At 66.4% G+C, this 21,765-nt stretch carries 22 protein-coding genes and 1 other RNA gene; 10 read left to right on the top strand and 13 right to left on the bottom strand.

Annotated features, from left to right (window positions below; genetic code table 11):
• Window positions 1–379: 379 nt before the first annotated feature.
• Window positions 380–1,495: a cystathionine gamma-lyase gene (locus PV773_RS03515; protein ID WP_347965018.1), complete on the top strand. Its 1,116-nt coding sequence runs from the start codon at window positions 380–382 to the stop codon at window positions 1,493–1,495.
• Window positions 1,496–1,720: 225 nt separating this feature from the next.
• Here PV773_RS03515 and PV773_RS03510 read toward each other — a convergent pair whose 3' ends face one another.
• The 5 genes from PV773_RS03510 to PV773_RS03490 form a co-directional block, all read right to left on the bottom strand.
• A complete protein-coding gene (locus tag PV773_RS03510; protein WP_347965017.1) occupies window positions 1,721–1,993 on the bottom strand; it encodes a type II toxin-antitoxin system ParD family antitoxin in 273 nt (90 codons plus the stop codon).
• Between the two features lie 157 nt (window positions 1,994–2,150).
• An RNA gene (gene rnpB, locus PV773_RS03505) (RNase P RNA component class A) lies at window positions 2,151–2,546 on the bottom strand.
• An 82-nt stretch (window positions 2,547–2,628) separates the two neighbouring features.
• Window positions 2,629–3,294: a transglycosylase SLT domain-containing protein gene (locus PV773_RS03500; RefSeq protein ID WP_347965016.1), complete on the bottom strand. Its 666-nt coding sequence runs from the start codon at window positions 3,292–3,294 to the stop codon at window positions 2,629–2,631.
• Window positions 3,295–3,491: 197 nt separating this feature from the next.
• The gene (locus PV773_RS03495) at window positions 3,492–4,259 is read right to left on the bottom strand and encodes an N-acetylmuramoyl-L-alanine amidase (RefSeq protein ID WP_347965015.1); all 768 of its coding nucleotides are present in this window, start codon (window positions 4,257–4,259) and stop codon (window positions 3,492–3,494) included.
• Entirely contained in the window at window positions 4,256–4,975 is a 720-nt protein-coding gene (locus PV773_RS03490; protein WP_347965014.1) for a DnaJ family molecular chaperone, read from the bottom strand. Before PV773_RS03490 ends, PV773_RS03495 begins: the two co-directional genes overlap by 4 nt.
• 157 nt (window positions 4,976–5,132) lie before the next feature.
• On the opposite strand from PV773_RS03490, the gene PV773_RS03485 reads away from it, so the two are divergent.
• A complete protein-coding gene (locus PV773_RS03485) occupies window positions 5,133–6,035 on the top strand; it encodes a DMT family transporter (protein ID WP_347965013.1) in 903 nt (300 codons plus the stop codon).
• Window positions 6,036–6,085: 50 nt separating this feature from the next.
• Here PV773_RS03485 and PV773_RS03480 read toward each other — a convergent pair whose 3' ends face one another.
• Window positions 6,086–6,295, bottom strand: coding sequence for a hypothetical protein (locus PV773_RS03480; protein ID WP_347965012.1), 210 nt, complete (start codon window positions 6,293–6,295; stop codon window positions 6,086–6,088).
• Between the two features lie 210 nt (window positions 6,296–6,505).
• Here PV773_RS03480 and PV773_RS03475 point away from each other — a divergent pair, with 210 nt between their 5' ends.
• Window positions 6,506–7,753 carry a DUF3419 family protein gene (locus PV773_RS03475; RefSeq protein WP_347965011.1) on the top strand — a complete coding sequence of 416 codons (1,248 nt, stop codon included), beginning with the start codon at window positions 6,506–6,508 and terminating at the stop codon, window positions 7,751–7,753.
• Window positions 7,750–8,415 carry a class I SAM-dependent methyltransferase gene (locus PV773_RS03470; protein ID WP_347965010.1) on the top strand — a complete coding sequence of 222 codons (666 nt, stop codon included), beginning with the start codon at window positions 7,750–7,752 and terminating at the stop codon, window positions 8,413–8,415. Before PV773_RS03475 ends, PV773_RS03470 begins: the two co-directional genes overlap by 4 nt.
• On the opposite strand, the gene PV773_RS03465 is transcribed toward PV773_RS03470, so the two are convergent.
• A complete protein-coding gene (locus tag PV773_RS03465) occupies window positions 8,408–9,793 on the bottom strand; it encodes a serine hydrolase (protein WP_347965009.1) in 1,386 nt (461 codons plus the stop codon). The two genes, PV773_RS03470 and PV773_RS03465, sit on opposite strands and share 8 nt — an antisense overlap.
• A 222-nt stretch (window positions 9,794–10,015) precedes the next feature.
• On the opposite strand from PV773_RS03465, the gene PV773_RS03460 reads away from it, so the two are divergent.
• Both PV773_RS03460 and PV773_RS03455 read left to right on the top strand, forming a co-directional pair.
• Window positions 10,016–10,819 (top strand): GH25 family lysozyme, encoded by an 804-nt coding sequence (locus PV773_RS03460; protein ID WP_347965008.1) that lies wholly within the window; start codon window positions 10,016–10,018, stop codon window positions 10,817–10,819.
• Window positions 10,820–11,011: 192 nt separating this feature from the next.
• Entirely contained in the window at window positions 11,012–12,190 is a 1,179-nt protein-coding gene (locus tag PV773_RS03455) for a lytic murein transglycosylase (RefSeq protein WP_347965007.1), read from the top strand.
• A gap of 123 nt (window positions 12,191–12,313) precedes the next feature.
• Here the strand turns inward: PV773_RS03455 and PV773_RS03450 are convergent, their stop codons facing one another.
• Window positions 12,314–13,537, bottom strand: coding sequence for an alanine racemase (locus PV773_RS03450; RefSeq protein WP_347965006.1), 1,224 nt, complete (start codon window positions 13,535–13,537; stop codon window positions 12,314–12,316).
• Window positions 13,538–13,710: 173 nt separating this feature from the next.
• Here PV773_RS03450 and PV773_RS03445 point away from each other — a divergent pair, with 173 nt between their 5' ends.
• Entirely contained in the window at window positions 13,711–14,607 is an 897-nt protein-coding gene (locus PV773_RS03445) for a DMT family transporter (protein ID WP_347965005.1), read from the top strand.
• Window positions 14,608–15,048: 441 nt separating this feature from the next.
• Here the strand turns inward: PV773_RS03445 and metF are convergent, their stop codons facing one another.
• Together metF and PV773_RS03435 are read right to left on the bottom strand one after the other, a co-directional pair.
• Window positions 15,049–15,963, bottom strand: a complete 915-nt coding sequence (metF, locus tag PV773_RS03440; RefSeq protein ID WP_347965004.1) for a methylenetetrahydrofolate reductase [NAD(P)H] — start codon at window positions 15,961–15,963, stop codon at window positions 15,049–15,051.
• Window positions 15,963–16,970 (bottom strand): metalloregulator ArsR/SmtB family transcription factor, encoded by a 1,008-nt coding sequence (locus PV773_RS03435; RefSeq protein ID WP_347965003.1) that lies wholly within the window; start codon window positions 16,968–16,970, stop codon window positions 15,963–15,965. Before PV773_RS03435 ends, metF begins: the two co-directional genes overlap by 1 nt.
• A 118-nt stretch (window positions 16,971–17,088) precedes the next feature.
• On the opposite strand from PV773_RS03435, the gene tsaA reads away from it, so the two are divergent.
• Together tsaA and PV773_RS03425 are read left to right on the top strand one after the other, a co-directional pair.
• Window positions 17,089–17,592 carry a tRNA (N6-threonylcarbamoyladenosine(37)-N6)-methyltransferase TrmO gene (gene tsaA / locus PV773_RS03430; RefSeq protein ID WP_347965418.1) on the top strand — a complete coding sequence of 168 codons (504 nt, stop codon included), beginning with the start codon at window positions 17,089–17,091 and terminating at the stop codon, window positions 17,590–17,592.
• Between the two features lie 2 nt (window positions 17,593–17,594).
• Window positions 17,595–17,909: a DUF2293 domain-containing protein gene (locus tag PV773_RS03425; protein WP_340038714.1), complete on the top strand. Its 315-nt coding sequence runs from the start codon at window positions 17,595–17,597 to the stop codon at window positions 17,907–17,909.
• A gap of 83 nt (window positions 17,910–17,992) precedes the next feature.
• Here PV773_RS03425 and PV773_RS03420 read toward each other — a convergent pair whose 3' ends face one another.
• Window positions 17,993–18,589 (bottom strand): TetR/AcrR family transcriptional regulator, encoded by a 597-nt coding sequence (locus tag PV773_RS03420; protein WP_347965002.1) that lies wholly within the window; start codon window positions 18,587–18,589, stop codon window positions 17,993–17,995.
• 91 nt (window positions 18,590–18,680) lie between these two features.
• Here PV773_RS03420 and PV773_RS03415 point away from each other — a divergent pair, with 91 nt between their 5' ends.
• A complete protein-coding gene (locus PV773_RS03415; RefSeq protein ID WP_347965001.1) occupies window positions 18,681–19,718 on the top strand; it encodes a hypothetical protein in 1,038 nt (345 codons plus the stop codon).
• 170 nt (window positions 19,719–19,888) lie between these two features.
• Here PV773_RS03415 and PV773_RS03410 read toward each other — a convergent pair whose 3' ends face one another.
• Both PV773_RS03410 and PV773_RS03405 read right to left on the bottom strand, forming a co-directional pair.
• The gene (locus PV773_RS03410) at window positions 19,889–20,506 is read right to left on the bottom strand and encodes a molybdenum cofactor sulfurase (protein WP_347965000.1); all 618 of its coding nucleotides are present in this window, start codon (window positions 20,504–20,506) and stop codon (window positions 19,889–19,891) included.
• Window positions 20,507–20,600: 94 nt separating this feature from the next.
• Complete coding sequence (locus tag PV773_RS03405; protein ID WP_347964999.1) at window positions 20,601–21,722, bottom strand: beta-ketoacyl-ACP synthase III; 1,122 nt, start codon at window positions 21,720–21,722, stop codon at window positions 20,601–20,603.
• Between the last annotated feature and the right edge of the window lie 43 nt (window positions 21,723–21,765).

The raw sequence follows: 21,765 nt of genomic DNA, 5'->3' as shown, positions 1-21,765 counted from the left end.
CCCTCGTCATCACACCGGCCGCGCCACGCCGGCCCGGCCAGATCCGCAAGCCACTCCCGCCCCCGGCCGAATCCGTACAGCGACCCGCAGCCGCCGCGGCCGCCGGGTCGGCATACGCCTCACCCTTTACTGGAACGAAATCATGGTTACCGATTTGGGATAACATGGGGCAATATGGGCGTCAACGGGAACACGGCACACGATCATGTCGCAACCGGGGGCTGATGAACCCTTTCGCGGCATTCGGATTTTTATGCTCCATTAAGGCTAACGAAGTCTTAGCGTGGCCCAATGCAGCAGCCGAACCGGGCCTTGCTTGGCGCCGACCTGCGCCCTAGCCTCGGCAATGCAGGAAATGCTTCGGGGAGATGCGCAGACCATGACCGAGACGATGAAGAAGCGCGCCGCGTCTCTTGCCCATCTCCGGCGCTCCGGGTTGTCGAAGGGCGACCCCATCCCACTCCCGCTCACCATGGCCGCCATCTACCATTCGCCGGGCGATGCGACGGGCTTCAACCAGTACGGCCGCTTCAGCAATCCCAACTGGGCGGCGGTGGAGGAGATGCTCGGCCACCTCGAAGCCGCACCCTGCGTGGCCTTCCCCTCGGGCATGGGCGCGATCTCGGCGACGTTCTTCGCCCTGCTGAAGGCAGGCGACCGGATCCTGCTGCCGTCCGACGGCTACCACACGACCCGCCTGATGGCGGAGCGCTTCCTCGGCGCTTTCGGCGTCTCCACCAACGTCAGGCCGACATCGTCATTCCTCGACGGCGGCTTCGAAGGCTATCGCCTGGTCTTCCTCGAAAGCCCGTCGAACCCCACGCTCGACATCTGCGACATCAGGGCCGTGGCCGAGGCGGTGCACCGGGCGGGCGGCCTGCTCGTCGTCGACAACACCACGATGACGCCCTTCGGCCAGCGCCCGCTCGACCTCGGCGCCGACGTCGTCGTTGCCGCCGACACCAAGGCGCCGAACGGCCATTCCGACGTGCTGTTCGGCCATGTCGCGAGCCGCCATCCCGGTGTCATCGCAGCCGTGACCGAATGGCGGCAGAATGCCGGCGGCATCCCCGGCCCGTTCGAGGCCTGGCTGGTGCATCGCGGGCTCGAGACGCTGGAACTGCGCTTCGACCGCATGTGCTCCTCGGCCGAAGCTCTCGCCCCGCGGCTCAAGGCCCACCCCGCCGTGAGCGGCCTGCGCTTCCCCGGCCTCGAGGGCGACCCGTCCCACAACCTCGCCCGCGCCCAGATGGAGCGCTTCGGCTTCCTCATCAGCTTCGACCTGGGCTCGGAGCAGAAGGCTGAGGACTTCATCAACGGCTGCGAGCTGATGCACGCCGCCACCTCTTTCGGCGGCGTGCACACCGTCGCCGAGCGTCGCCTGCGCCGCGGCGATGCGGTGACGCCCGGCTTCGTCAGGCTTTCCGTCGGCTGCGAGCCGGTGGAGGAGCTTTGGGCGGCGATGAAAGCGTCGCTGGACAGGATCGGCGGGTGAGCGATCAGGGCGATAGGTCGTCGCCGGTAATGTTGCGGCGGCCGTGCAGCACGCGAAGGATATCCACACCCTCTTCCGCCACGCGATAGAAGATCAGATATTCGCCCTCTCCAAGACACCGGACGCCTTCGGCTATGTCGCTGCATGTCCGGCCGAGTGACGGATGATGCGCCAAGGCATTCCACCGCAGCTCGAAACGGTCCGTCTGATGCGCACCTGCCTGCCTCAAGATCTGATTTGAGCTAGTCGCTTGCGCGCTTCAGCCTTGAGCTGATCCATCGTGTCGAATTGTCCCGGCCCGCTGTCGATGCCCTCCCGCACCAGCGCGCGAAGCTCCTCGAGCGTATAGCCATAGAGTTCGCGCCGCTCCTTCCAGAGCCTGAGCGCGTCGCGGATCACCTCGCTTGCGGAGGCGTATTCGCCGGCCTCGACGGCACCGTCGACGGCGGCCGCCAGCTCGGGCGAAAGCGTGATGCTGCGCTTGTCGATGTGGCCCATGCCGCGCTCCTGGTGATCGGAGCGGGATGGTACGAATAAATCGTACCGCCTTCAAGCGCCCGGGCCCGCATGGCAGGCGGCGGGGCATCCGCCGACATGTCGCAACACCTGGTGCCCGCAGGACAATTCGCTTGCGCGGCCAAGTTGGAAAACAGGCAGCGCCAGCTGGCCTGTAAGCCGGGTTCTGTATGGCCCCCGCGCCTCGCGGCACGGGAACGTGGCGGCCATTCTTCTTGGACGGGCATTGCTGCACGCCTCACGCAACCAACCCGGGCGGCAGGCCGGAAACAGCCCTGAGGGTTGCCCCTCGCACCGCCCCTATTCGGTTTTGCTCCCGGTGGGGTTTACCGTGCCGCTCCTGTTGCCAGTCGCGCGGTGGGCTCTTACCCCACCCTTTCACCCTTGCCGCGGAAACCGCGGCGGTTTGCTTTCTGTGGCACTTTCCCTGGGGTCGCCCCCGCCGGCCATTAACCGGCACCGTGTCTCCATGGAGCCCGGACTTTCCTCACCTGCAGCCTTTCGGCTTCGCAGGTGCGGCCGCCCGGCCAGCTGGCAAGGCGTATAAAGGGATTTGCGCCGGAAAACGCAACCAAAAACGTCGGCGCTTCGCGCGCCTCAGCCTTGGCTGCTTTCCATCAGGCACCGGCCAGGCGGGACTGGACCTTCTTGCAGTAGGCGGCCGAGATCGGGTTCATGCGCTTGGCGCCGTGGCCGGCATTGTACTTGAGGATCGTGCCACAGGTGGCGCCGCCGCTCAGTTCGTGCGCCTTGGCCAGATACAGCATGCCGAACTTGATGTTGGTCTCGGGGTTGAAGAGCCCCTTGGCGGAGCCGCTGTAGCCCATCATGCGCGCCGTCGCCGGCTTGATCTGCATCAGCCCGATCTCGCCGGCCCTGCCGCGCGTGTTCGGGCGGTAGTTGCTCTCCACGCTGATGACGGCATGGGCGAGCGATACCGGCACACCGTAGGCCGAGGCGTAGCGGGCGACGATCTCGCCATACGGCTTGCCAGGGGCGGTGGACTTGGTGGCCTTGGCGGACTTGGCGGCCTGCTCCTTGACGGTCTTGGCGCCCTTGCCGCCAATCGACGCCGTGGTGAACGTATCGATCTCAGCCTTCTTCGAGCAGCCGAACAGATAGGGGCAATCGTCGGCCTTCTTGGGTTCGGCCTTGACGTTCTTGTTCTTGGCGGTCTGTTCGATGATCGTCTTGGAGGCCCTGACAGCGCCTTCCTGGGCGTGAGCGGCAAAAGAAGTCAGGCCGGCGGCTAATGCCACCGCAACAACGGTCAAATTCTTCATGTTATCCTTGTTCTCGACAGGCCGCGCGAACAATATCGCGCAGCATCCCTTCCTAAACGCCGGGGGCTCTCTTCGGAGCATTGGCAGGATTTGCCCGGCGCCTTGCACGGCGATGCATTTGCCGGGCGAACTGGCGGGAAAAAAGGCGCGGCAAGTCACATTAGGTTACAATATGTAACTATGCGAATCACATCGCTTTATTGGTCAAGGCCTTCGGGAAGCTCGGCGATCAGCCGCCTGAGCGTCGACAGCGTCGAGGCGTCGGCAACGCCGTCGACGCAGCGCGTCCGGAAATGTCGTTGAAATGCCTGCACCGTGGTCTCGGTCAGATCGTCGAACCGGCCGGTGATCTCGACCCCGTAGCCGTAGAGCGCGAGCATCGACTGCAGCTCCTCCACCGTCTCTCCGGCATCGCCCGGTTTCAGGCCGGCGCGCCCGTCGCGCGGCGAAGGTGCGACCCAATGCCCTACGCCGGCTTCGAACAGCGCGCGCCACGGGAACTTCTCGCCGGGGTCGATCTTGCGGCCGAGCGCCACGTCCGAATGAGCCAGCACGCGCTGCGGCGCGACCTCGTGGCGCGCGATGATGCCGCGGCAGAGTTCGATGACGGCGCCGATCTGGCGCTTCGGAAAGGCCGGGTAGCCGAAGGCATGGCCCGGATTGACGATCTCGATGCCGATCGAGCAGGAGTTGATGTCGGACTGGCCGCCCCAGGAGCTCTTGCCGGCATGCCAGGCGCGGTCGCCTTCCCGGACCATCTGGACGATGCGCCCGTCCTCGTGGACGAGATAATGCGAGGAGACTTCGCTAACCGGGTCGCACAGCCAGGCTTCGGCGCCCGCCCCCGTCTCCATGCCGGTGTAGTGCAGCACGATCATGTCGGGTTTGACGCCCTCGCGGCGCGGCCCGAAATTGGGCGAGACGCGCACGTCGGCGTGCCGATGATCGGGCGAAAAACCGCTCATACGTGCCGGAGCCCCTTTTCGATCATCTCGTAGGCCGCGTTGATGGCGGCGATGCGCGTGGTGGCGATGCGGATGAATTCCTCGGGCAGTCCGCGTGCGATCAGCCGGTCCGGATGATTGTTGGCGACGAGTTTGCGATAGTGCTTGCGCACGTCCTCGAACGGCTGTCCCCGCTCGATGCCGAGGACGCGATAGGGATCGGTTTCGCCGAGGTCGAGATGGCGCGCCAGGATGGTCTGGTAATGGGCCTCCTCGATGCGGAATATCTGCGAGACGTGGTGCAGGAACGTCCCCTCGCGCTGGTGCATCATCCCGTCTGCCTTGGCGATGTGGAACAGCCCGTCGAGTATGTCCTCCAGCATACCGCAGTTGGGATGGCCGGAGCCGCACAGGCGCGCCATGCGCTGGGCGTATATCTCGTAGCCGGCCACGTCCTGCTGGGCGATGTTGTAGAGGCGCTCCACGTCGCGCGCATGCTTCGGCGGCACCGTGAATATCTCGTAGAAGGCCCGAATCTCGTCCTGCGACACGATGCCGTCGGCCTTGGCCATCTTGGCCGAAAGCGCGATCATCGCCACCGAGAAGGCCACGCGTCGGCGCAGTTCGGCGTCGCCCGAAAAGATGGTCCGGACGGCCTCCACGACGTCTGCGACGCCGTTCGCTGCTGTTGCCGAGATACGCGCGACAAAGTCGCCGAGACGGTCCCAAATCGACATGGCCAGCTTCTTAGGATGAAACACTCGCGAAGGCGAGATGCCAACTTGCGCGCCCGGCAACTTTGTCGGCGACGGGTGCCGGCAGCCTCTGGACCATAATTCTGGACCAACCGAAATCGCACGACGCGCCGCTCCGGCCCGGCTATCGATTACGCCCATGGACGCACGCAATCCCAACCCGCCGGCACCCGCCGTTTCGCGCGAGACGATCGGTCTCGCACTGGGGGCTTTGGGGGTGTTCATCTTCGGCGGAACCCTGCCGGCGACACGCGTGGCGCTGGGCACCTTTTCGCCCTGGTTCATCACCTACGGCCGCGCCGCCATGGCCTCGATCGCGGCAGCGGCGCTGCTCTTGGTGCTGCGCAAGCGCTTCCCCAGGCGAGACGCGCCGGCGCTGTTCCTTGCCGGCCTGCTGCTCGTCTTCGGCTTCCCGATCTTCTCGTCGATCGCCATGCAGACCGTGCCCGCTTCCCATGGCGGTGTCGTGCTCGGCGTCCTGCCGCTCACCACCAGCATCTTTGCCGCGATCATCGGCGGCGAGCGGCCGTCGGCGTTCTTCTGGCTCTGCGGGATATCAGGCGCGGCACTGGTGATAGCCTTCGCCATGCGCGACAACGGCATGACGCTGACCCTCGGCGACCTCTTCCTCCTGCTCGCAGCCCTCTCGGCAAGCCTCGGCTACGTCGTCTCGGGCAAACTGTCGCGCCACATGCCCGGCTGGGAAGTGATCTGCTGGTCCCTGATCCTGACCGCGCCGATCTCCATCCCCGCGGCGATCTGGAGCTGGGACCGGGCCTTCACCCAGGCGTCGCCGGCCGAGACCTTCGCGTTCTTCTATCTGAGCTTCGGTTCGATGTTCCTCGGCTTCTTCGCCTGGAACGTCGGGCTCGGCATGGGCGGCATCGCCCGCGTCAGCCAGGTTCAGCTGCTGCAGTCTTTCGTCACCCTTGCCATCTCCGCCTTCCTGCTTGGCGAACATGTCGGCGCGCAGACCGTGTTGTTCGCGCTCGGCGTCATCGCCATCGTGGCACTGGGGCGGCGGGCCCGCGTGTCGCGCTGAACGAAAAAGGCCGGAGACTGAGCTCCGGCCTTCCTGCCACCCACCGCTGACTATTGCCCGGAGGCATCCGGCTGCACCGGCTTGGGCTGCGTCGGTTCGCTGCCCTGCATGGCGCCGCCGGTGCCAGTCTGCGGCGCCGGCTGCTCGGTCGTTGCCGGCGGCTGGTCCACGCTCTGCGTGGTGGTCTTGTCCGTGTCGCTGCAGGCGGCCACGCCCAAAAGGGCGATCGCCGCGACCGACGCCAGAATGATGTTCCTCATGATCTCTCCTTTCAGTGACACGCCCGCCAGGCGGGCAGTCGGAGACACAATGCGGCGTCCGGCGAGCGGTTTCATAACGTTCGGTGACCGCCTGTCACATTGATAGCCCCGCCGGCCGGCTGTCGCGTGGCCGTCATTGCTCCGTCACCGCGCTGTCATGCCGGTGCGCTACCCGCTGCGCCCAGCAACGAAGTGGGGAATCGCATTTCCATGACCGACGTTTCCGGAGAACTCGTCTTTCGTCGCGGCAGGAAAGTCGGAAAGGCGGTCTACCAGAACCGCCCGCTTTCCAAGGCCGGCATTTCGGAACGGCTCTTCGCCTTGCTCTTTTCGGGCCTCGTCTACCCGCAGATATGGGAGGACCCCGAAGTCGACATGGAGGCGATGCAGCTCTCGGAGGGTCACCGCATCGTCACCATCGCCTCGGGCGGCTGCAACATCCTCGCCTACCTGACGCGTTCGCCCGCACGGATCGACGCCGTCGACCTCAACGCCGCCCACATCGCCCTGAACCGGATGAAGCTGGCGGCGGTCCGCCACCTGCCTTCCCATTCCGACCTGTTCCGCTTTTTCGGCGAGGCGGGCGTCGCGCACAATTCGCATGCCTACGACCGCTTCATCGCGCCCCAGCTCGACGCCACGAGCCGCAGCTACTGGGAGCGCCGCGACTGGCGCGGCCGGCGGCGCATCGCCACCTTCGACGGCAATTTCTACCGCACTGGCCTGCTTGGCGTGTTCATCGCCGCCGGCCACGGCGTCGCCAAGCTCTACGGCGTCGATCCGTCCGGCATCATGCTTGCCGGCGGCCGCGAGGCGCAGCGCCGCTTCTTCGACGAGCAGCTCGCCCCGGTGTTCGAGCGGCGCATGCTGCGCTGGGTTACGTCGCGCAAGGCATCGCTCTTCGGCCTAGGCATTCCGCCCGCCCAGTACGACTCGCTGCTGACCTCGGGCGAGGGCTCCATGGCCGGCGTGCTCAAGGCCCGTCTCGAAAAGCTCGCCTGCGACTTCCCGCTCGAGGACAACTATTTCGCCTGGCAGGCCTTCGCCCGGCGCTATCCGAAGCCTGGCGAGGCGGCCCTGCCCGCCTATCTCGAACAGGCGAACTACGCGACGATCCGCGGCAACGTCGACCGCGTCGCCGTCCACCACGCCAACTTCACCGAGCACCTCGCCGCCAGGGAGGCCGCATCCGTCGACCGCTTCGTGCTTCTCGACGCCCAGGACTGGATGAGCGACGCCCAGCTCAATGCCATCTGGACCGAGATCAGCCGTACCGCGGCGCCGGGCGCCCGGGTGATCTTCCGCACCGCCGCCGAACCGAGCCTGCTCCCCGGCCGGCTGTCGCCCACGCTTCTCGACCAGTGGAGCTACGAAGAGGCGCGGTCGCGCGACTTCACCGCCCGCGACCGCTCGGCCATCTATGGCGGCTTCCACCTCTACGTGAAGAGGCCCGCATGAGCGCCTCCGACTTCTCGTCCGGCCATTCCGGCCTCATGGACCGGGTCTACCGGCACCAGCGCCATTTCTACGACCTGACGCGCAAATACTACCTGCTCGGCCGCGACCGCATGATCGTCGAACTCGACCCTCCGGCTGGCGGCACCGTGCTGGAGCTCGGCTGCGGCACTGGCCGCAACCTCATCCTTGCCGCCCGCCGCTTTCCCGACGCGCATTTCTACGGCCTCGACATCTCCGCCGAGATGCTGGCGACGGCCCGGGCCTCGATCGCCCGGGCCGGTCTGTCCGACCGCATCACGCTTGCCCAGGCCGACGCCACCGCCTTCGACGCCAGGGCGCTGTTCGGCCGCGGCGGCTTCGACCGTGTCTTCGTTTCCTATTCGCTGTCGATGATCCCCGGTTGGGAACGTGCGGTGGCAGCAGCACTGCACGCCGCCGACGGCTCCCTCCACATCGTCGATTTCGGCCAGCAGGAGCGGCTTCCGGGTTGGTTTCGAACGCTCCTGCGCGGCTGGCTTGCGAAATTCCATGTCTCCCCGCGCGAGACGCTGCTTGCCGAGGTCAGCCGCCAGGCGCTGGCCCTGGGACGCAACCCGCACTTCTCGGTGCTCTACCGCGGCTATGCCTGGCTCGTCGTCGTCGACGGGCCAGGGGCTAATTGAGCGCCGCCACCAGCGCCGCCAGCATCGCCTGCGGCTTGTAGTGCAGCGTCGACGGCGTCAGCCCCATCCGCACCACCACCAGCCCTTGCGACGGCACGATCGCCACGCTCTGCCCGTCATGGCCTTGCATCCAGAAGGTGTCCGCGGGCAGGTCGAAGCCCGTGTCGGGATTTTCGCCGGGCGGCGAGCCGCCTTCCGGTCCCCGCAGCCACAGCTGGCCGCGGCCGTATTCGCCGTTCGAGGCGGGCGCCGCCTCGCGCATCCACGCCACGAACCCCTCGGGCAGGATGCGGTTCCCGTCCCAAGTGCCGTCCTGCAGCAGCAACTGGCCGAAGCGTGCCCAGTCATGCGCGCTGGCATACATGTAGGACGAGCCGGCGAAGGTGCCGCGCGCATCCGCCTCCAGGATCGCGCTCTTCATGCCCGCCGGCCCGAACAGCTTTTCCCTCGGCCAGGCTAGCGCCCGCGCCGGATCGCCCACCGCCTCCTGCCACAGGCGCGACAAGAGCAGCGTCGTGCCGCTGGAATAGGAAAACGCCTTGCCGACCTCGCCCGCGAGCGGCTTGGCCGCCGCGAAGCCCGCCATGTCGGTTTCGAGGTAGAGCATGCGCGTCACGTCGGTGACGTCGCCGTAGTCCTCGTTGAAGGCCAGTCCGCTCGACATCGCCATCAGGTCGGCAAGGCTGATCCTGGCGCGTCCGTCGGCCTTCCAGTCTTCGAACAGCGCGGTCTTGTCGACCGACATCCTGCCCTCGCCCACCAGCGTGCCGATGATCGCGGCCGTGACCGTCTTGGTCATCGACCAGCCGAGCAGCGGCGTGGCCTGGCTGAAGCCCTCGCCGTAGCGCTCGCCGACGATCCGGCCGTCCTTCACCACGACGATCGCCCTCATCCCGGGGCCCACCAGGCCGGCATCATCGAGGACCGCACCGACCTCGGGCGCCTGCGACGGCTCTGCCCGCTCGCCCTCGGGCCACAGCGCGTCCGTGTCGGGTGCTGCCGCGACCGGCACCGGTCCGAGCTTTGCCGCTGCAACGTCGCCATCCGGAACGTTCGTGCATCCGGCCCCGTCCTGGGCGATCGCGAGGCCCTTGCCGAACAGCCCGAAGAGCCCGGCACGCACCGTGCCGGCGCTTTCGTCGACATCGACCGACATCAGCCTGAGCAGCGGATGTCCCGGCGCCTGCACGTCGTCGGCCAGCACTTGTTCCGCGTCGCGGCCGGCGATGAAGACGTTGGAGCAGACGATCTTGGCGGCATAGCCGGACCCGACCCGGATCAGCTCCGGCGGGGCGAAGTAGAGCCAGCCGAAGAGCCCCGCCGCCGCCAGGCCCAGCAAAGCCGCGAGCCGCCGCGCTATCCTGCCTGCCATGCGCATCGCTCCCCCTCGCGCCCCCACGCCATCGAAATGCCGTCATTCCTTCCGCAAATCTCGAAGGCTGTCGAGCACGATCAACGGTTTATCAACCATGATCGGCGAGACAGGGAGGGGATATGCGGTCTCGTGGGGAACCGCCATCCAGCGAAAATCTGATTGGTCGCCAGGACCAGCCCCAAAAGCCAGTGGTTCGACCGGTTGCGCCGGTCCCAAGGAGACGTGATGCGCAGCCCTTCGGTCCTTTTGCTGCTCGCCTTCCTCGGCGCCTGTTCGACCGCTGACACCCTGTCCCTGGCGCCTTCCGGCAAATCGTCCACGCTCGCCGGCGGCACGATCAAGAATCCGCGCTTCAGCGACAGCGATCCGCACCAGTGGGACAGCGGCGCACCCTGGACCTACGCCATCCACGGCACCGACGTCTCGAAATACCAGACCTCGATCGACTGGCAGACCGCCAGGGGCAGCGGCATCTCGTTCGCCTTCATCAAGGCGACGGAAGGCGGCGACCGCATCGACGACTATTTCGCCGAGCACTGGCGTGCCACAAGGGCAGCCGGCGTGCCGCGCGGCGCCTATCACTTCTACTATTTCTGCCGCCCGGCGGCCGAGCAGGCGCGCTGGTTCATCCAGAACGTGCCCAACGAGGCCTCGGCGCTGCCGCCCATCCTCGACATGGAGTGGAACCCGGATTCGCCGTCCTGCAAGCTCAGGCCGCCCGCGGCCACCGTGCGCAGCGAGATGAAGACATTCCTCGACATCGTCGAGAAGTATTACGGCAAGAAGCCGATCATCTACACCTCGGTCGACTTCTTCGACGACAACGACCTCTCGACCTTCCGCGGCTATCCCTACTGGCTGCGCTCCGTTGCCGGCCATCCGACCCAGAAATACGGCGACCACCCCTTCACCTTCTGGCAGTACACCGGCACCGGCGTCGTGCCCGGCATAAGCGGCAACGCCGACATCAACGTCTTCAACGGCAGCGAGCAGGCCTGGAAGAAGTGGCTCGCCGCGAACACGCGATAGGCGCGCGGGGCGTCCAGTCCGCCCTGCTCACCACATTTCGCATGGCAGATGCGACAACAAGAGGGAGTGCGGACCCGGCCCCGCTCCTGTAGAAGTCCGGCCAAGCCATCCAGCCTGCCGTTCTGCCTGCTTTTCGCCATCTGGCGCGGGCATGAATCCGGACCTGCCAGGCAAAGCAAGAGACCTCTGCCCATGAAACTGCTCAGCAACGCCTTCGCCGCCCTCCTCGTCACCGCCACCGCACTGCCGGCACTTGCCCAGGAATGCGGCGACGACTTCGCCACCTGGAAGCAGAACCTTGCCAACGAGGCGCGCGCCGCAGGCGTCGGCGAGAAGGGTCTTGCCGCGCTTGACTCAGCAACGCTCGATCCGAAGGTGCTGGAGCGCGACCGTTCCCAGGGCGTCTTCTCGCAGACTTTCGCGCAGTTCTCCGACCGCATGATCAGTGGCTATCGGCTCAAGAACGGCGCCGCCAACCTGCAGAAATATGCCCAGTACTTCGCCAAGGGCGAGCAGGACTACGGCGTGCCCGGCCCTGTGGTCGCCGCCTTCTGGGCGCTGGAGACCGACTTCGGCGCGGTCCAGGGCGATTTCAACTCGCTGAACGCGCTCGTCACGCTGGCGCACGACTGCCGCCGCCCCGGCCTGTTCAGGCCGCAGGTCGTGCCGCTGCTCACGCTGATCGACCGCGGGGTGCTTCCGGCCGACGTCAAGGGCGCCTGGGCCGGCGAGATCGGCCAGACCCAGATCCTGCCGTCCGACTATCTCGCCCGCGGCGTCGACGCCGACGGCGACGGCGTCGTCGACCTGCGCAATACGCCCGCCGACGTCATCCTGACCACCGCGCGCAAGATCGAGTCGCGCGGCTGGAAGCGCGGCCAGCCCTGGATCGAGGAGGTTCGCGTCCCCGCCGAGATGGCTTGGGAAGTGACCGGCCGGACCAACAAGCTGCCCCTCGCAGAATGGATGAAGATGGGCGTCACCAACCGCGACGGCAGCCCGCTCCGTGACAACGGGCTGAAGGCCGGCGTCGTGCTGCCGATGGGCCGCAAGGGACCGGCCTTCCTGGCCTACGACAATTACGACGTCTACCTTCAGTGGAACCAGTCGGCCACCTACACCTTGACCGCCGCGCACCTCGCCGCCCGGCTCGCCGGCCAGCCCGCCTTCGGCCTCGGCAACCCGGATGCGGGCCTCACCGGCGAGGCGATGAAGGCGCTGCAGCAGAAGCTCGCCGACAAGGGCTACGACGTCGGCGGCATCGACGGCATCCTCGGCACCAACACCCGCGAAGCCATCCGCCAGGAGCAGATGCGTCTCAAGCTGCCGGTCGACGGCTGGCCGACGCAGGAACTGCTGGCAAATCTGTGAGTGAGCAGTGAGCAGTGAGCAGTGAGCAGTGAGCAGTGAGCAGTGAAGGACCGATGGCGCGCAGGCGCCGTCAATCTGATCAATCTCCACTCACTACTCACTATTCCCTATTCGCCACGTCCCTCACTCCGCCGCCATCGTCTCCAAGCTGGCAAATCCCTGCGGCGCCTCGCCCTCGTCGAACGGCGTCGTCACCTCCACGAAGGTGTCGGGATAGAAGCCGTTGAAGCGCGTCCGCAGCGACAGCGAATAGGCGCCGATATGGCCGATCTCGATCCAGTCGCCTGTGTCGATGGTCTCGGGCAGCCAGAACGGCCGAGACAGGATGTCGACGGAATCGCAGGTCGCCCCGCACACCTTGAAGGGCACGATGTTGCCGGCATCGCCGTTGCGCGCGCGGATCGCCGGATCGGGGATGAAGCGCGCCGGCAGCGTGATCTTGCCGGTCCATGAATCCGACAGCGATGCCCAGATGCCGTCGTTGATGTAGAGCCGCCGCCCCTTGCGCAGCAGCACGCGCACGATCAGCGACAGGCAGCGCGCCACGATCACGCGGCCGGGCTCCGCCACCAGCGGCATCTCGTCGAAGCCGTATTCCTTCAGGTCGGCGCCGAAGCGCGACATGATCTGCCCGATCGACGGCATGGCCGGCTTGCGGCTGTTCGGGTCGTGGCCGTATTCGGCCGGAAATCCGCCGCCGACGTCGAGGCCGGCGAGGTCGAAGCTCACCCGGTTGCGCACCCAGTCGACCGAAGCCAGCGCCCGCTCGTAGGTGTCGGGGTCCTCGATCTGGCTGCCGACGTGGAAGCACAGGCCGACCTTGTAGCCGTTGCGGTTCAGCCGCTCGGCCAGTTCGACCGCATTGGCCGGCCCCGCCCCGAATTTCTTCGACAATTCATAGGCCGCCGAGCCCTTGGTCTGCACCCGCACGAACACCGAGATCGCGCCCGGGTCGATGTCGAGCGCGCGCACCACGCGGTTCAGCTTGTTGATCTCGTCCTCGTGGTCGACCGAGATGACGCGGATGCCGTAGGTCTCGAGCGCCAGCCTGATGTCCGACTGCGCCTTGACCGGATGCATATAGAGCATCTCGGCGTCCTTCGAGACCTCGCGCACCGCGGCGAACTCGCCCGGAGAGGCGACGTCGAAGGCGGTCACCCCGGCCTCGACCAGCGCCTTGAGCACGATCAGTTCGCCGTTGGTCTTCACCGCATAGGCGGTCTTGCCCGGAAACATCTCCATGAAGGCTTTGGCATCCGTCTTCAGCACTTCCGGCCGGAAGCAATAGACCGGGGCGTCGGGGCGGAGAGCGAGGGCTGCCTCGCGTGCATTCTCGAATCGCTGCATGGAAGCTCCTCGTCTGCCGGCTGGAATCTAACCCAAGCGAACCGCGATGCAACCTGAGCAGATCTGACCGATGCGTTTGGCAGGAGTGTTGCGTCAGGCTGTTGGAATCGGGTGGCCCTACCGGTGAAACGCGCTTAGCGGTCGAATGTGACGAAGCGAAGAAGGGATTCGGCATGAGCGCGCGCGACTGGGCAAGGCTGCTGCTGTTGGGAATGATCTGGGGCGGGTCGTTCTTCTGCGTCGCCATCGCAGTCCCCGAGATCCCGCCGCTCAAGCTGGTGATGTTCCGGGTGCTGATCGCCGGAGCAGCCCTCCACCTCTTCCTGCTCCTGCGCGGTCCGTCCTTCCGGCTGGCCCTGCCCCACGCCGGCATCCTGTTCTTCCTGGCGCTGCTCAACAACGTCGTCCCGTTTTCGCTGATCACCGTCGGCCAGACCGAGATCGGCGCCGGACTCGCCTCGGTCCTCAACGCCACCACCCCGTTCTGGACGCTGATCCTGGCCAACGCCTTCACCAGCGACGAGAAGCTCAACTGGAACAAGCTTGCCGGCACCGCGCTCGGCGTCGCCGGCACCGCCGTCATGGTCGGCCCGGGCGTCGTCGCCGGCCTCGGCGGGCCGGTCTGGGCCAAGTTCGCGCTCGTCGGCGCCTCGCTGTCCTACGCGCTTGCGCTGATGGTCGCCCGCCGGCTGCGCGGCGTTCCGCCGGCGATCATCGCCACCGGCCAGATGACTGCATCCACCATCATCATGATCCCCGTCGTGCTCGCGACCTACGGCACCACGAACCTGTTCGCGGCCAGCGCCGGTGCCTGGCTCGCCACGCTGGCGCTTGCCCTGGTGGCCACCGCCTTCGCCTACATCCTGTTCTTCAAGCTGGTCGCCTCGGCCGGCGCCACCAACACCTCGCTGGTGACGCTGATCGTGCCCGCGAGCGCCATGCTGCTGTCGGTGACGTTCCTCGGCGAACGGCTGGAGCTGTTCGAGATGGGCGGCATGGCGCTGATCGCGCTGGGGCTGGTCACCATCGACGGACGCCTGTTCAGGCGCCGCCAGGCGGCGGGTGCATGACCCCGATCAGGCACAAATCAAAATTGCTGCGGGGCCTTTTGCGCGTCCGACAGGACGCGCGGCACCGGCATGGCTAATCGATTAGCCACAATTTCTCCACAACCGTAACCGCCGTATTTACCGAACAAATCCAAAGGCTAAGCGGAAAAAATTTGTCGTTTTTCTCATAATCCTGTCGCAATGCAGCACATTTTTTTCTTGTGTGTGGCCGAAATGACCCTAGATTCCGCCCTGTGGCTTGCAAAGAGGAGGCTATGCATGGGACTGACTAGGTCAATCAATGCACTCATGATTTGCGCGGCCTTTGCCTTCATAGCCGCGCTGATTGTTGGAGTTCTTCCATAAGGCCGCTCGACGGCGGAAGACGATGACACCTCCAAGGTGGAAGCTTCGAAAAGGCCGGGATCACCCTCCCGGCCTTTTTGATTCGGGGTCGCGCCCTCAGGCCGCGGCCGAGCCCTGCACCACCGTCTGCGGGCGGATGCCGATCATGTGGCACACCGCGACCACCAGGTCGGCCCGGTTCATGGTGTAGAAGTGGAAATCGTTGACGCCGCGCTCGACGAGATCCAGCACCTGTTCGACCGCCACCGCCGACGCCACCAGCGCATGCGTCTGCGGGTCCTTGTCCAGCCCCTCGAAGCGCTCGGCGATCCACTTCGGCACATGCGCGCCGCAGCGGGCCGAGAAGTTGGCCACCTGGGTGAAGCTGTGGACCGGCAGCACGCCCGGTACGATCGGAATGTAGATGCCGGCCTTGCGGGCGCGCTCGACGTAGCGCTCGTAGAGGTCGTTGTCGAAGAAGAACTGGGTGATGGCGCGCGTCGCGCCGTTGTCGACCTTGCGCTTGAGCATGTCGAAATCGGTGGCGAAGTCGGGGCTCTCGGGATGCTTTTCCGGATAGGCCGACACCGAGATGTCGAAGTCGCCCTGGGCCTTCAGCGCGCCCACGAGCTCGGCGCCGTTGGCATAGCCGCCGGGATGCGGCTGGTAGGCCGCGCCCACGCCCTCGGCCGGGTCGCCGCGCAGCGCCACGAAGCGGCTCACACCCATCGCCGCGAACTCGGCGATCACCTGGTCCACCTGCTCGCGGGTGGCGTCCACGCAGGTCATGTGCGCAGCAGGCGTCAGCGTCGTTTCGTCGAGGATGCGCTTGACGGTGCGGGCGGTGCGCTCGCGCGTCGTGCCGCCGGCGCCGTAGGTCACCGACACGAACTGCGGCCTGAGTGGCTCGAGCCGGGTCACGGTGTCCCAGAGGCGTGCCTCCATGTCGTCGTTCTTGGGCGGGAAGAACTCGAAGGAAACGCGGATCTTGTTGCCGATGTCGGAACGCCTGGAAAGATTGTACTGGTTCATCAGGCGGTTTCCCTCGCGGCTTGGATTTCAGGATTGGGGTCGGCGATCAGAAGGCGCTTGTCGCGCGCCAGCCAGAGCTTCACCGTCAGGCTCGCCTTGGCCGAGCTGCGCGGCTCGAACTCCTGCGTCTCCTCGAGCTCCAGGCCGGCCTCCGCCAGCCAGTCGGCCATCTGCCGGTCGGAGAAGCCGAGGCGCTGGTGCGCGTGCTCGGAGCGCAGGAAATCGAGCCCATGCGGGGCGAAATCGACGATCACCAGCCGCCCCGCTGGGCGCAGCAGGCGAGCCGCCTCCTGGATGGCGCGGGCCGGGTCGTCGAGATAGTGCAGCACCTGGTGGATGGTGACGAGGTCGAAGGCGTCGCGCTCGACCGGCGGCGAGAAGATGTCGCCCTGGCGCACCTGCGCGTTGGCGATGCCGGCCTTGTCGAGATTGGCGCGGGCGACCGTCAGCATCTCGCGCGACATATCGATTCCGACGCCCCGGCGGTAGAGCGGCGCGAAGATCTCGAGCAGACGGCCGGTGCCGGTGCCGAGGTCGAGCATCGACTGGAACGGCCGCTTGCCGACGAGCTTGAGCAGGGCAGCCTCGACCGCACGGTCCGGCGCGTGCAGAGAACGGATCTCGTCCCAGCTCGCCGCATTGGCGCTGAAATAGTGCGCCGCCCTCTCCTGGCGCCGGCGCTTGACGTCGTCGAGCCGCTCCAGGTCGCGCGTGACCTGGCCGTCGCCCCTGTCGATGCCGGCGACCAGCCCCTGCACGAAACCCCGCTCCTGATCCGCGTCCGAAAGCCGAAAGAACGCCCAGGACCCCTCCTGGTAGCGGTCGATCAGCCCCGCCTCGAGCAGCAGCTTGAGATGACGCGATACGCGCGGCTGCGACTGGCCGAGGATCTCGGTAAGATCGGACACCGTCAGGTCGCCGCGGGAAAGCAGCGTCAGGATGCGCAGGCGGCTGGATTCGGCGGCCGCCTTCAAGGTATCTACCATCGTATCGAGCGTCACGTGCATCGGCTTATCTCTTGCCAAAAGACATAAACATATCTTTATGTGACGCAGAGAGCGATTGCAACGCCCAATGTCGCATGCGGGCAAGAAAATGGCGCGGCCGTGGGAGGTCATCATGCAGATGTTCGAGCAGCGCGAGGGCGAAGTCGCACTTGCGGGCGATCCGGCCTCCGAGGCGAACGACGCCCGCCTGGCCTTCATCGGCCATATCCGCTCGCCGTGGAAGCGGCGCGAGGACTGCCCCAAGAACATGGATGCCGCGCGCGAAAGGGGCGGCGGCGCGACGGTGCTGGTCGAGGTGCCCTATCGCGCCGGCCTCGCCGGTCTCGGCGGCTTCAGCCATGTCGTGGTCCTCAGCTGGTTTGCGCAGGCGCCGCGGAATCTGATTGTCCAGAAGCCGCGCCATGCCACTGAAGCCAAAGGTGTTTTCGCCCTTCGCTCGCCGGCCCGGCCGAACCCGGTCGGCCTGCATGTCGCCCGCATCGTGTCGCTCGACGTCGAGGCGGGCACGATCGAGCTCGACGCCATCGATGCGCTCGACGGCACGCCTGTCATCGACCTGAAGCCCTATTTCGCCTCGGTCGACGCCTTCCCCGACGCCACGCGCCCGACCAAGGAAGCCTGAGCATGGCAGCCCCCACCGGCCGCCAGCGCGCCGTGGCCAAGTCGCTGACCGCGCTGCTGCCGCTCGCGCCTTACGCCGACACCGAGGTCATCCGCGCCGATGCGCTCGCCGTGCACATGAAGACGCTGCCGCCGTCGATCGCCGTCTGGCTCGCCACCGTCGCCCATGTCCGCCACGCTCATACCGACTACGAGAAGCTGTTGTCCGAGGGCTACGACCGCGATTCCGCCCGCTTCTTCGTCGTCGACCAGATCAACGCCACCCTCACCCGCTGGCGCGCCACCCGTCTGCTCGATGCCGACGACGAGGACGTGTAGCAGGCCACCGGAAGCGCCGCGTATCTTCGGCCAGCCTGCTGGCGGTCGGAGGCCGATCACTCGACCGGCGCCATCCCTGCCCATCAAGACCCTTGGCGACCCGTCAGCCAGTCGACGGTCTTTCTCAGTTCAGTAGCCTGAGCGCTCGGATCGTAATCACGATCGCCGGTCGCCAGGAAACTCGCATCGAACAGCCGCTGTATCCAGCGGGCCGTCCGGTCCGGACCGAACGCCAGCCGGCGCCCGTCGGCGGCCATCCGCTCCAGCAGGCGGGTCAAGGCGGCCCTCAACCTGGCTTCGTCGCCTGCGAGCAGGCGGCCGAACTCCTCGTCGCGATAGGCCTGCAGCACCGCGGCCGCCATCAGGCCGGGCGCCAGCGGGTCCGCCAAGCTGACCACGAGGTGATCCACCAGCAGCTCAAGGCCTGCCTCCGCCCGAAATGCGGTCACCGCTTCCTCGTAGATTGCGGCACTGCGCTCGAAATCGTCGCTGAACACGGCGTGGAAGATGTCGCGCTTGGTCGGGAAGTAATGGAACAGCGTGCCCGAACCGATTCCGGCACGCCTGCAGATCGCCGCGGTCGAGGTGCCGTCCACGCCGTTGGCGGCGAACTCCCCGGCAGCGGCAGCGACGATGTTTGCCCGCCTCAGGGCATGTTTTTCGGGGTCGACGGTTCGCATTGGGTCCAGATGTATCCATTGACAGCCCAAGGCGCCATGGCCATTAATAGAGCAATCACTCTATTAATGGCAAGCGGCCATGGAGCTTCCGATGCCCGATCCCACCAGCCCGCCGCGGATGCAGCGCCTGCCGGCGGTCGTCGGCCTGTTCTTTCTGTCTCCGATCTGCGCCGAATATTTGATCGGCTACGCCGAGAGCATCGGCAACCCCCTGGAGATGCTCGCGGGTCTGCTTGTCCTCGGGCCACTATACGGAGCCGTCGCGGTACTCATCCGGGAATTCGCGCGGCGGGCCGGGCGGGGCTGGCCGTCGATCCTGCTGCTCGGCAGCGCCTTCGGGCTGCTCCAGGCGGGGCTGATCGACCAGAGCCTGTTCAATCCCGAATATGGCGGCGAGGTCGATATTCCCTACTGGGACGCCGAACGGCAGCCTACGCTTGTTCAAAGCCTCGGGGTAAGCGCCAACCATGTGCTGGACTTCGTCGGCGGGCACATCATCTGGAGCTTCGCCGCGCCGATCGCCGTGGTCGAATCCTGCGTGCCCGGGCTTGCCCGCCGCCCCTGGCTCGGCAGGCCTGGCATGGCCGTGATGGTGGCCCTCTACCTGATCGCGGCCGCCCTCGTCTTCAACGATCATCTCGAGACCGAGCAGTTCATGGCGACGCAAACGCAAATGGCGGCCACGGCGGCGATCGCTTTGCTGCTTGCCGTCGCCGCCTTCGCAATTCCGCGGCGCTCCAGCCTCGCAGCCGGCTCGGTCCCGCGACCCTTCTTCATCGGCTTGCTCGCGTTGGCAGCCCTGACCGTGCAAACGCTATCGGCACCGACCTGGTCCGGGATCGTCCTGGCCGCAGCGGCGCTGCTCCTCGCCGGGGCGCTGCTGCTCCATTTTTCCGCCCGGGCGGCCTGGACGCAAAGGCACGTGCTGGCGGCGGCTGGCGCGGCCCTCGTGGTCAATGCCGCCTTCTCCTTTGTCGTCGAACCCCTCGGCAATCCGTCCTACGTGATGAAATACATCTCCAACGCCGCCATCATGCTCGGAGTCCTGTCGCTGCTCGCATGGGCCTTCATGCGGCTGTGCCGGGCGGAAGCCGCCGCGGACCGCGTCGTCTCAGGGGAGAAATCCTAGCCGCCTTCCGAGGCATCCGGCAGGCAGACGCGCCGAAAGGTGAGCGGCCTGCATGTCGCCTTCGGTCTGGCCGCCCATTGCCTGCTCGCACTTGCCAACGCCCCTTCCAACGAACAATACCTGTACGGGAAGTGAGGCTGCCCCTCTCCGGCTGCAAACCGGGGCTTGAACTAAGCCCTGTAGATCCACTGCTCCGGCACGCGCACGATGACCTCCTCGCCGGCGCTGATCACGCCCGGCTTCTCCACCCAGGCGACCAGCCCGCGCAGGCGGCGAGCCACCTTAGGGAACAGCAGCGAGCCGGCATCCTGGTCGGCCATGCGCCCGTGCTCGGCAACCGAGCGTCCGGAGAGCCGGCAGGGCGCGTTCTGGCCGTCGATCTTGAGGGTCACGCCGCCCTTGAAGAACAGCATCGTGCCCGCAGGCAGCATCGACAGCATCGGCACGCCGTCGAGCAGGAGATTGGCCCCGATCCACTCCGGCCGGACCTCGGCGAGCCCCATGCGCTCGGCGATCATGGCCAACTCGTCGGGCGCGACGATCGACAATTGCCGCTCGTTGCGCATCTCGGTGCCGCGCGGATACCAGGGCTCGCGCCCGCCCGAGCGGCGCGTGTGGCCGGCGTGGTAGTCGCCTTCGATGCCCTCGAAGCTCAGCGGCAACGTCTCCACCGCCTGGGTGACGAAGTGATCGAGCGGCGCCGTATAGACGCCGGCGACTTGCGCGGTGAGCTTCCTGCCCGGCAGGATTTCGGCTTCGCCTTCGCGGTGCATCGTCGGATCGAGCATCTTTCGCCTCTCGGTTTCGGACCGCAGCTTTGGCCCGCATCCTCCGGAAAATCCAGACAAAAAGCCTGATCCTTCACATCACCGGCTTTGATCGCTACATCATCCTGACCAGCGCGCCGCCGATCGAATAGCCCGCACCGAAGGCGCAGATCAGCCCGTGGTCGCCCGCCTTCATGTCCTGGTGGTTTTCCTTGAGCGCGACGATGGCGCCGGCGGCGGCCGTGTTGCCCAGCCGTTCGAGCACCATGGGCGCGGTGTCCTGGTCGGCCTCGTGGCCGAGCGCCAGCTTCAGGATCATCGCATTCATGCGCGCGTTCGCCTGGTGCAGCCAGTAGCGGCGCACGTCCGACGGCGTCATGCCGTGGTCGGCGAGGAAGGCGGTGATGAAGCGGTGCGCCGCGTGCGTCACCTCCTTGAACACCTTGTTGCCGACCTGCTTGATCATGTTGCCCTCCATCTCGACGACGGAGGTGCTTTCCTGCCCTGCCCTCAAAAGGAAGCCGAAATTGGTGCGGATGTTGTTGGAGAACTGCGTCCAGTTGCGCGTGTCGAGGATCTCGAAGCGGCCCGGCCGCGTCTCCTTTGGCCCGAGCGCCTCGACCACCAGCGCCACCGAGGCGTCACCGAAGATGAAATGCGTCTGGCGGTCGCGGAAATTGAGATGGCCTGTGATGATCTCGGGCGTGACGATCAGCACGCGCTTCTGTCCGCCCGCGCGCACCAGATTGTTGGCGACGTGCAGGGCCGCCGCCGCCGAGGAGCAGCCGAGATTCATGTCGAAGGCCGCACCCTCGATGCCGAGTTCCTTCTGGATCTCGATCGAGATCGCCGGATAGGGCCGCTGCTGGTGCGAGGCCGCGCAGATCACCATATCGATGTCGGCACCGGTCAGCCCCGCATGGTCGAGCGCCTTGCGCGCCGATGCGACCCCGAACTCCGCTTCCACCGAAAGTGCGTCGTCGGCGCGCGCCGGAATGCGTGGCGCCATGCGTTCCGGATCGAGGATGCCGTCGAGCGTATGCACATGGCGTTGCTTCACGCCCGAGGCATAGACGATGAAATCACTGTCGGACTTCGCCAGCGGCTCCTGCCCGGTCGCCGCGCGCTTCACATTCTCGGTTTCGACCCAGGCGTTGAAGCTGTCGACCAGTTCGTCGTTGCTGATAGAGGCCTCGGGGATTTCGACGCCGATGCCGCTGATGATGACGCGATGCATGAAATACTGTCCGTCCAATTCTCGTGCGGTCAATGCAATACCG

The organism is Mesorhizobium sp. CC13 (genome assembly GCF_039907765.1).
Lineage (GTDB): Bacteria > Pseudomonadota > Alphaproteobacteria > Rhizobiales > Rhizobiaceae > Aminobacter.
This window is presented reverse-complemented; position numbering and strand designations above follow the sequence as displayed.

Bases quoted from the DNA above. Each gene is read 5' to 3' on its own strand.
- PV773_RS03515 (WP_347965018.1), top strand. From the start codon at position 380: ATGACCGAGACGATGAAGAAGCGCGCCGCGTCTCTTGCCCATCTCCGG.
- PV773_RS03510 (WP_347965017.1), bottom strand. From the start codon at position 1,993: ATGGGCCACATCGACAAGCGCAGCATCACGCTTTCGCCCGAGCTGGCG.
- PV773_RS03500 (WP_347965016.1), bottom strand. From the start codon at position 3,294: ATGAAGAATTTGACCGTTGTTGCGGTGGCATTAGCCGCCGGCCTGACT.
- PV773_RS03495 (WP_347965015.1), bottom strand. From the start codon at position 4,259: ATGAGCGGTTTTTCGCCCGATCATCGGCACGCCGACGTGCGCGTCTCG.
- PV773_RS03490 (WP_347965014.1), bottom strand. From the start codon at position 4,975: ATGTCGATTTGGGACCGTCTCGGCGACTTTGTCGCGCGTATCTCGGCA.
- PV773_RS03485 (WP_347965013.1), top strand. From the start codon at position 5,133: ATGGACGCACGCAATCCCAACCCGCCGGCACCCGCCGTTTCGCGCGAG.
- PV773_RS03480 (WP_347965012.1), bottom strand. From the start codon at position 6,295: ATGAGGAACATCATTCTGGCGTCGGTCGCGGCGATCGCCCTTTTGGGC.
- PV773_RS03475 (WP_347965011.1), top strand. From the start codon at position 6,506: ATGACCGACGTTTCCGGAGAACTCGTCTTTCGTCGCGGCAGGAAAGTC.
- PV773_RS03470 (WP_347965010.1), top strand. From the start codon at position 7,750: ATGAGCGCCTCCGACTTCTCGTCCGGCCATTCCGGCCTCATGGACCGG.
- PV773_RS03465 (WP_347965009.1), bottom strand. From the start codon at position 9,793: ATGCGCATGGCAGGCAGGATAGCGCGGCGGCTCGCGGCTTTGCTGGGC.
- PV773_RS03460 (WP_347965008.1), top strand. From the start codon at position 10,016: ATGCGCAGCCCTTCGGTCCTTTTGCTGCTCGCCTTCCTCGGCGCCTGT.
- PV773_RS03455 (WP_347965007.1), top strand. From the start codon at position 11,012: ATGAAACTGCTCAGCAACGCCTTCGCCGCCCTCCTCGTCACCGCCACC.
- PV773_RS03450 (WP_347965006.1), bottom strand. From the start codon at position 13,537: ATGCAGCGATTCGAGAATGCACGCGAGGCAGCCCTCGCTCTCCGCCCC.
- PV773_RS03445 (WP_347965005.1), top strand. From the start codon at position 13,711: ATGAGCGCGCGCGACTGGGCAAGGCTGCTGCTGTTGGGAATGATCTGG.
- metF (WP_347965004.1), bottom strand. From the start codon at position 15,963: ATGAACCAGTACAATCTTTCCAGGCGTTCCGACATCGGCAACAAGATC.
- PV773_RS03435 (WP_347965003.1), bottom strand. From the start codon at position 16,970: ATGCACGTGACGCTCGATACGATGGTAGATACCTTGAAGGCGGCCGCC.
- tsaA (WP_347965418.1), top strand. From the start codon at position 17,089: ATGTTCGAGCAGCGCGAGGGCGAAGTCGCACTTGCGGGCGATCCGGCC.
- PV773_RS03425 (WP_340038714.1), top strand. From the start codon at position 17,595: ATGGCAGCCCCCACCGGCCGCCAGCGCGCCGTGGCCAAGTCGCTGACC.
- PV773_RS03420 (WP_347965002.1), bottom strand. From the start codon at position 18,589: ATGCGAACCGTCGACCCCGAAAAACATGCCCTGAGGCGGGCAAACATC.
- PV773_RS03415 (WP_347965001.1), top strand. From the start codon at position 18,681: ATGCCCGATCCCACCAGCCCGCCGCGGATGCAGCGCCTGCCGGCGGTC.
- PV773_RS03410 (WP_347965000.1), bottom strand. From the start codon at position 20,506: ATGCTCGATCCGACGATGCACCGCGAAGGCGAAGCCGAAATCCTGCCG.
- PV773_RS03405 (WP_347964999.1), bottom strand. From the start codon at position 21,722: ATGCATCGCGTCATCATCAGCGGCATCGGCGTCGAAATCCCCGAGGCC.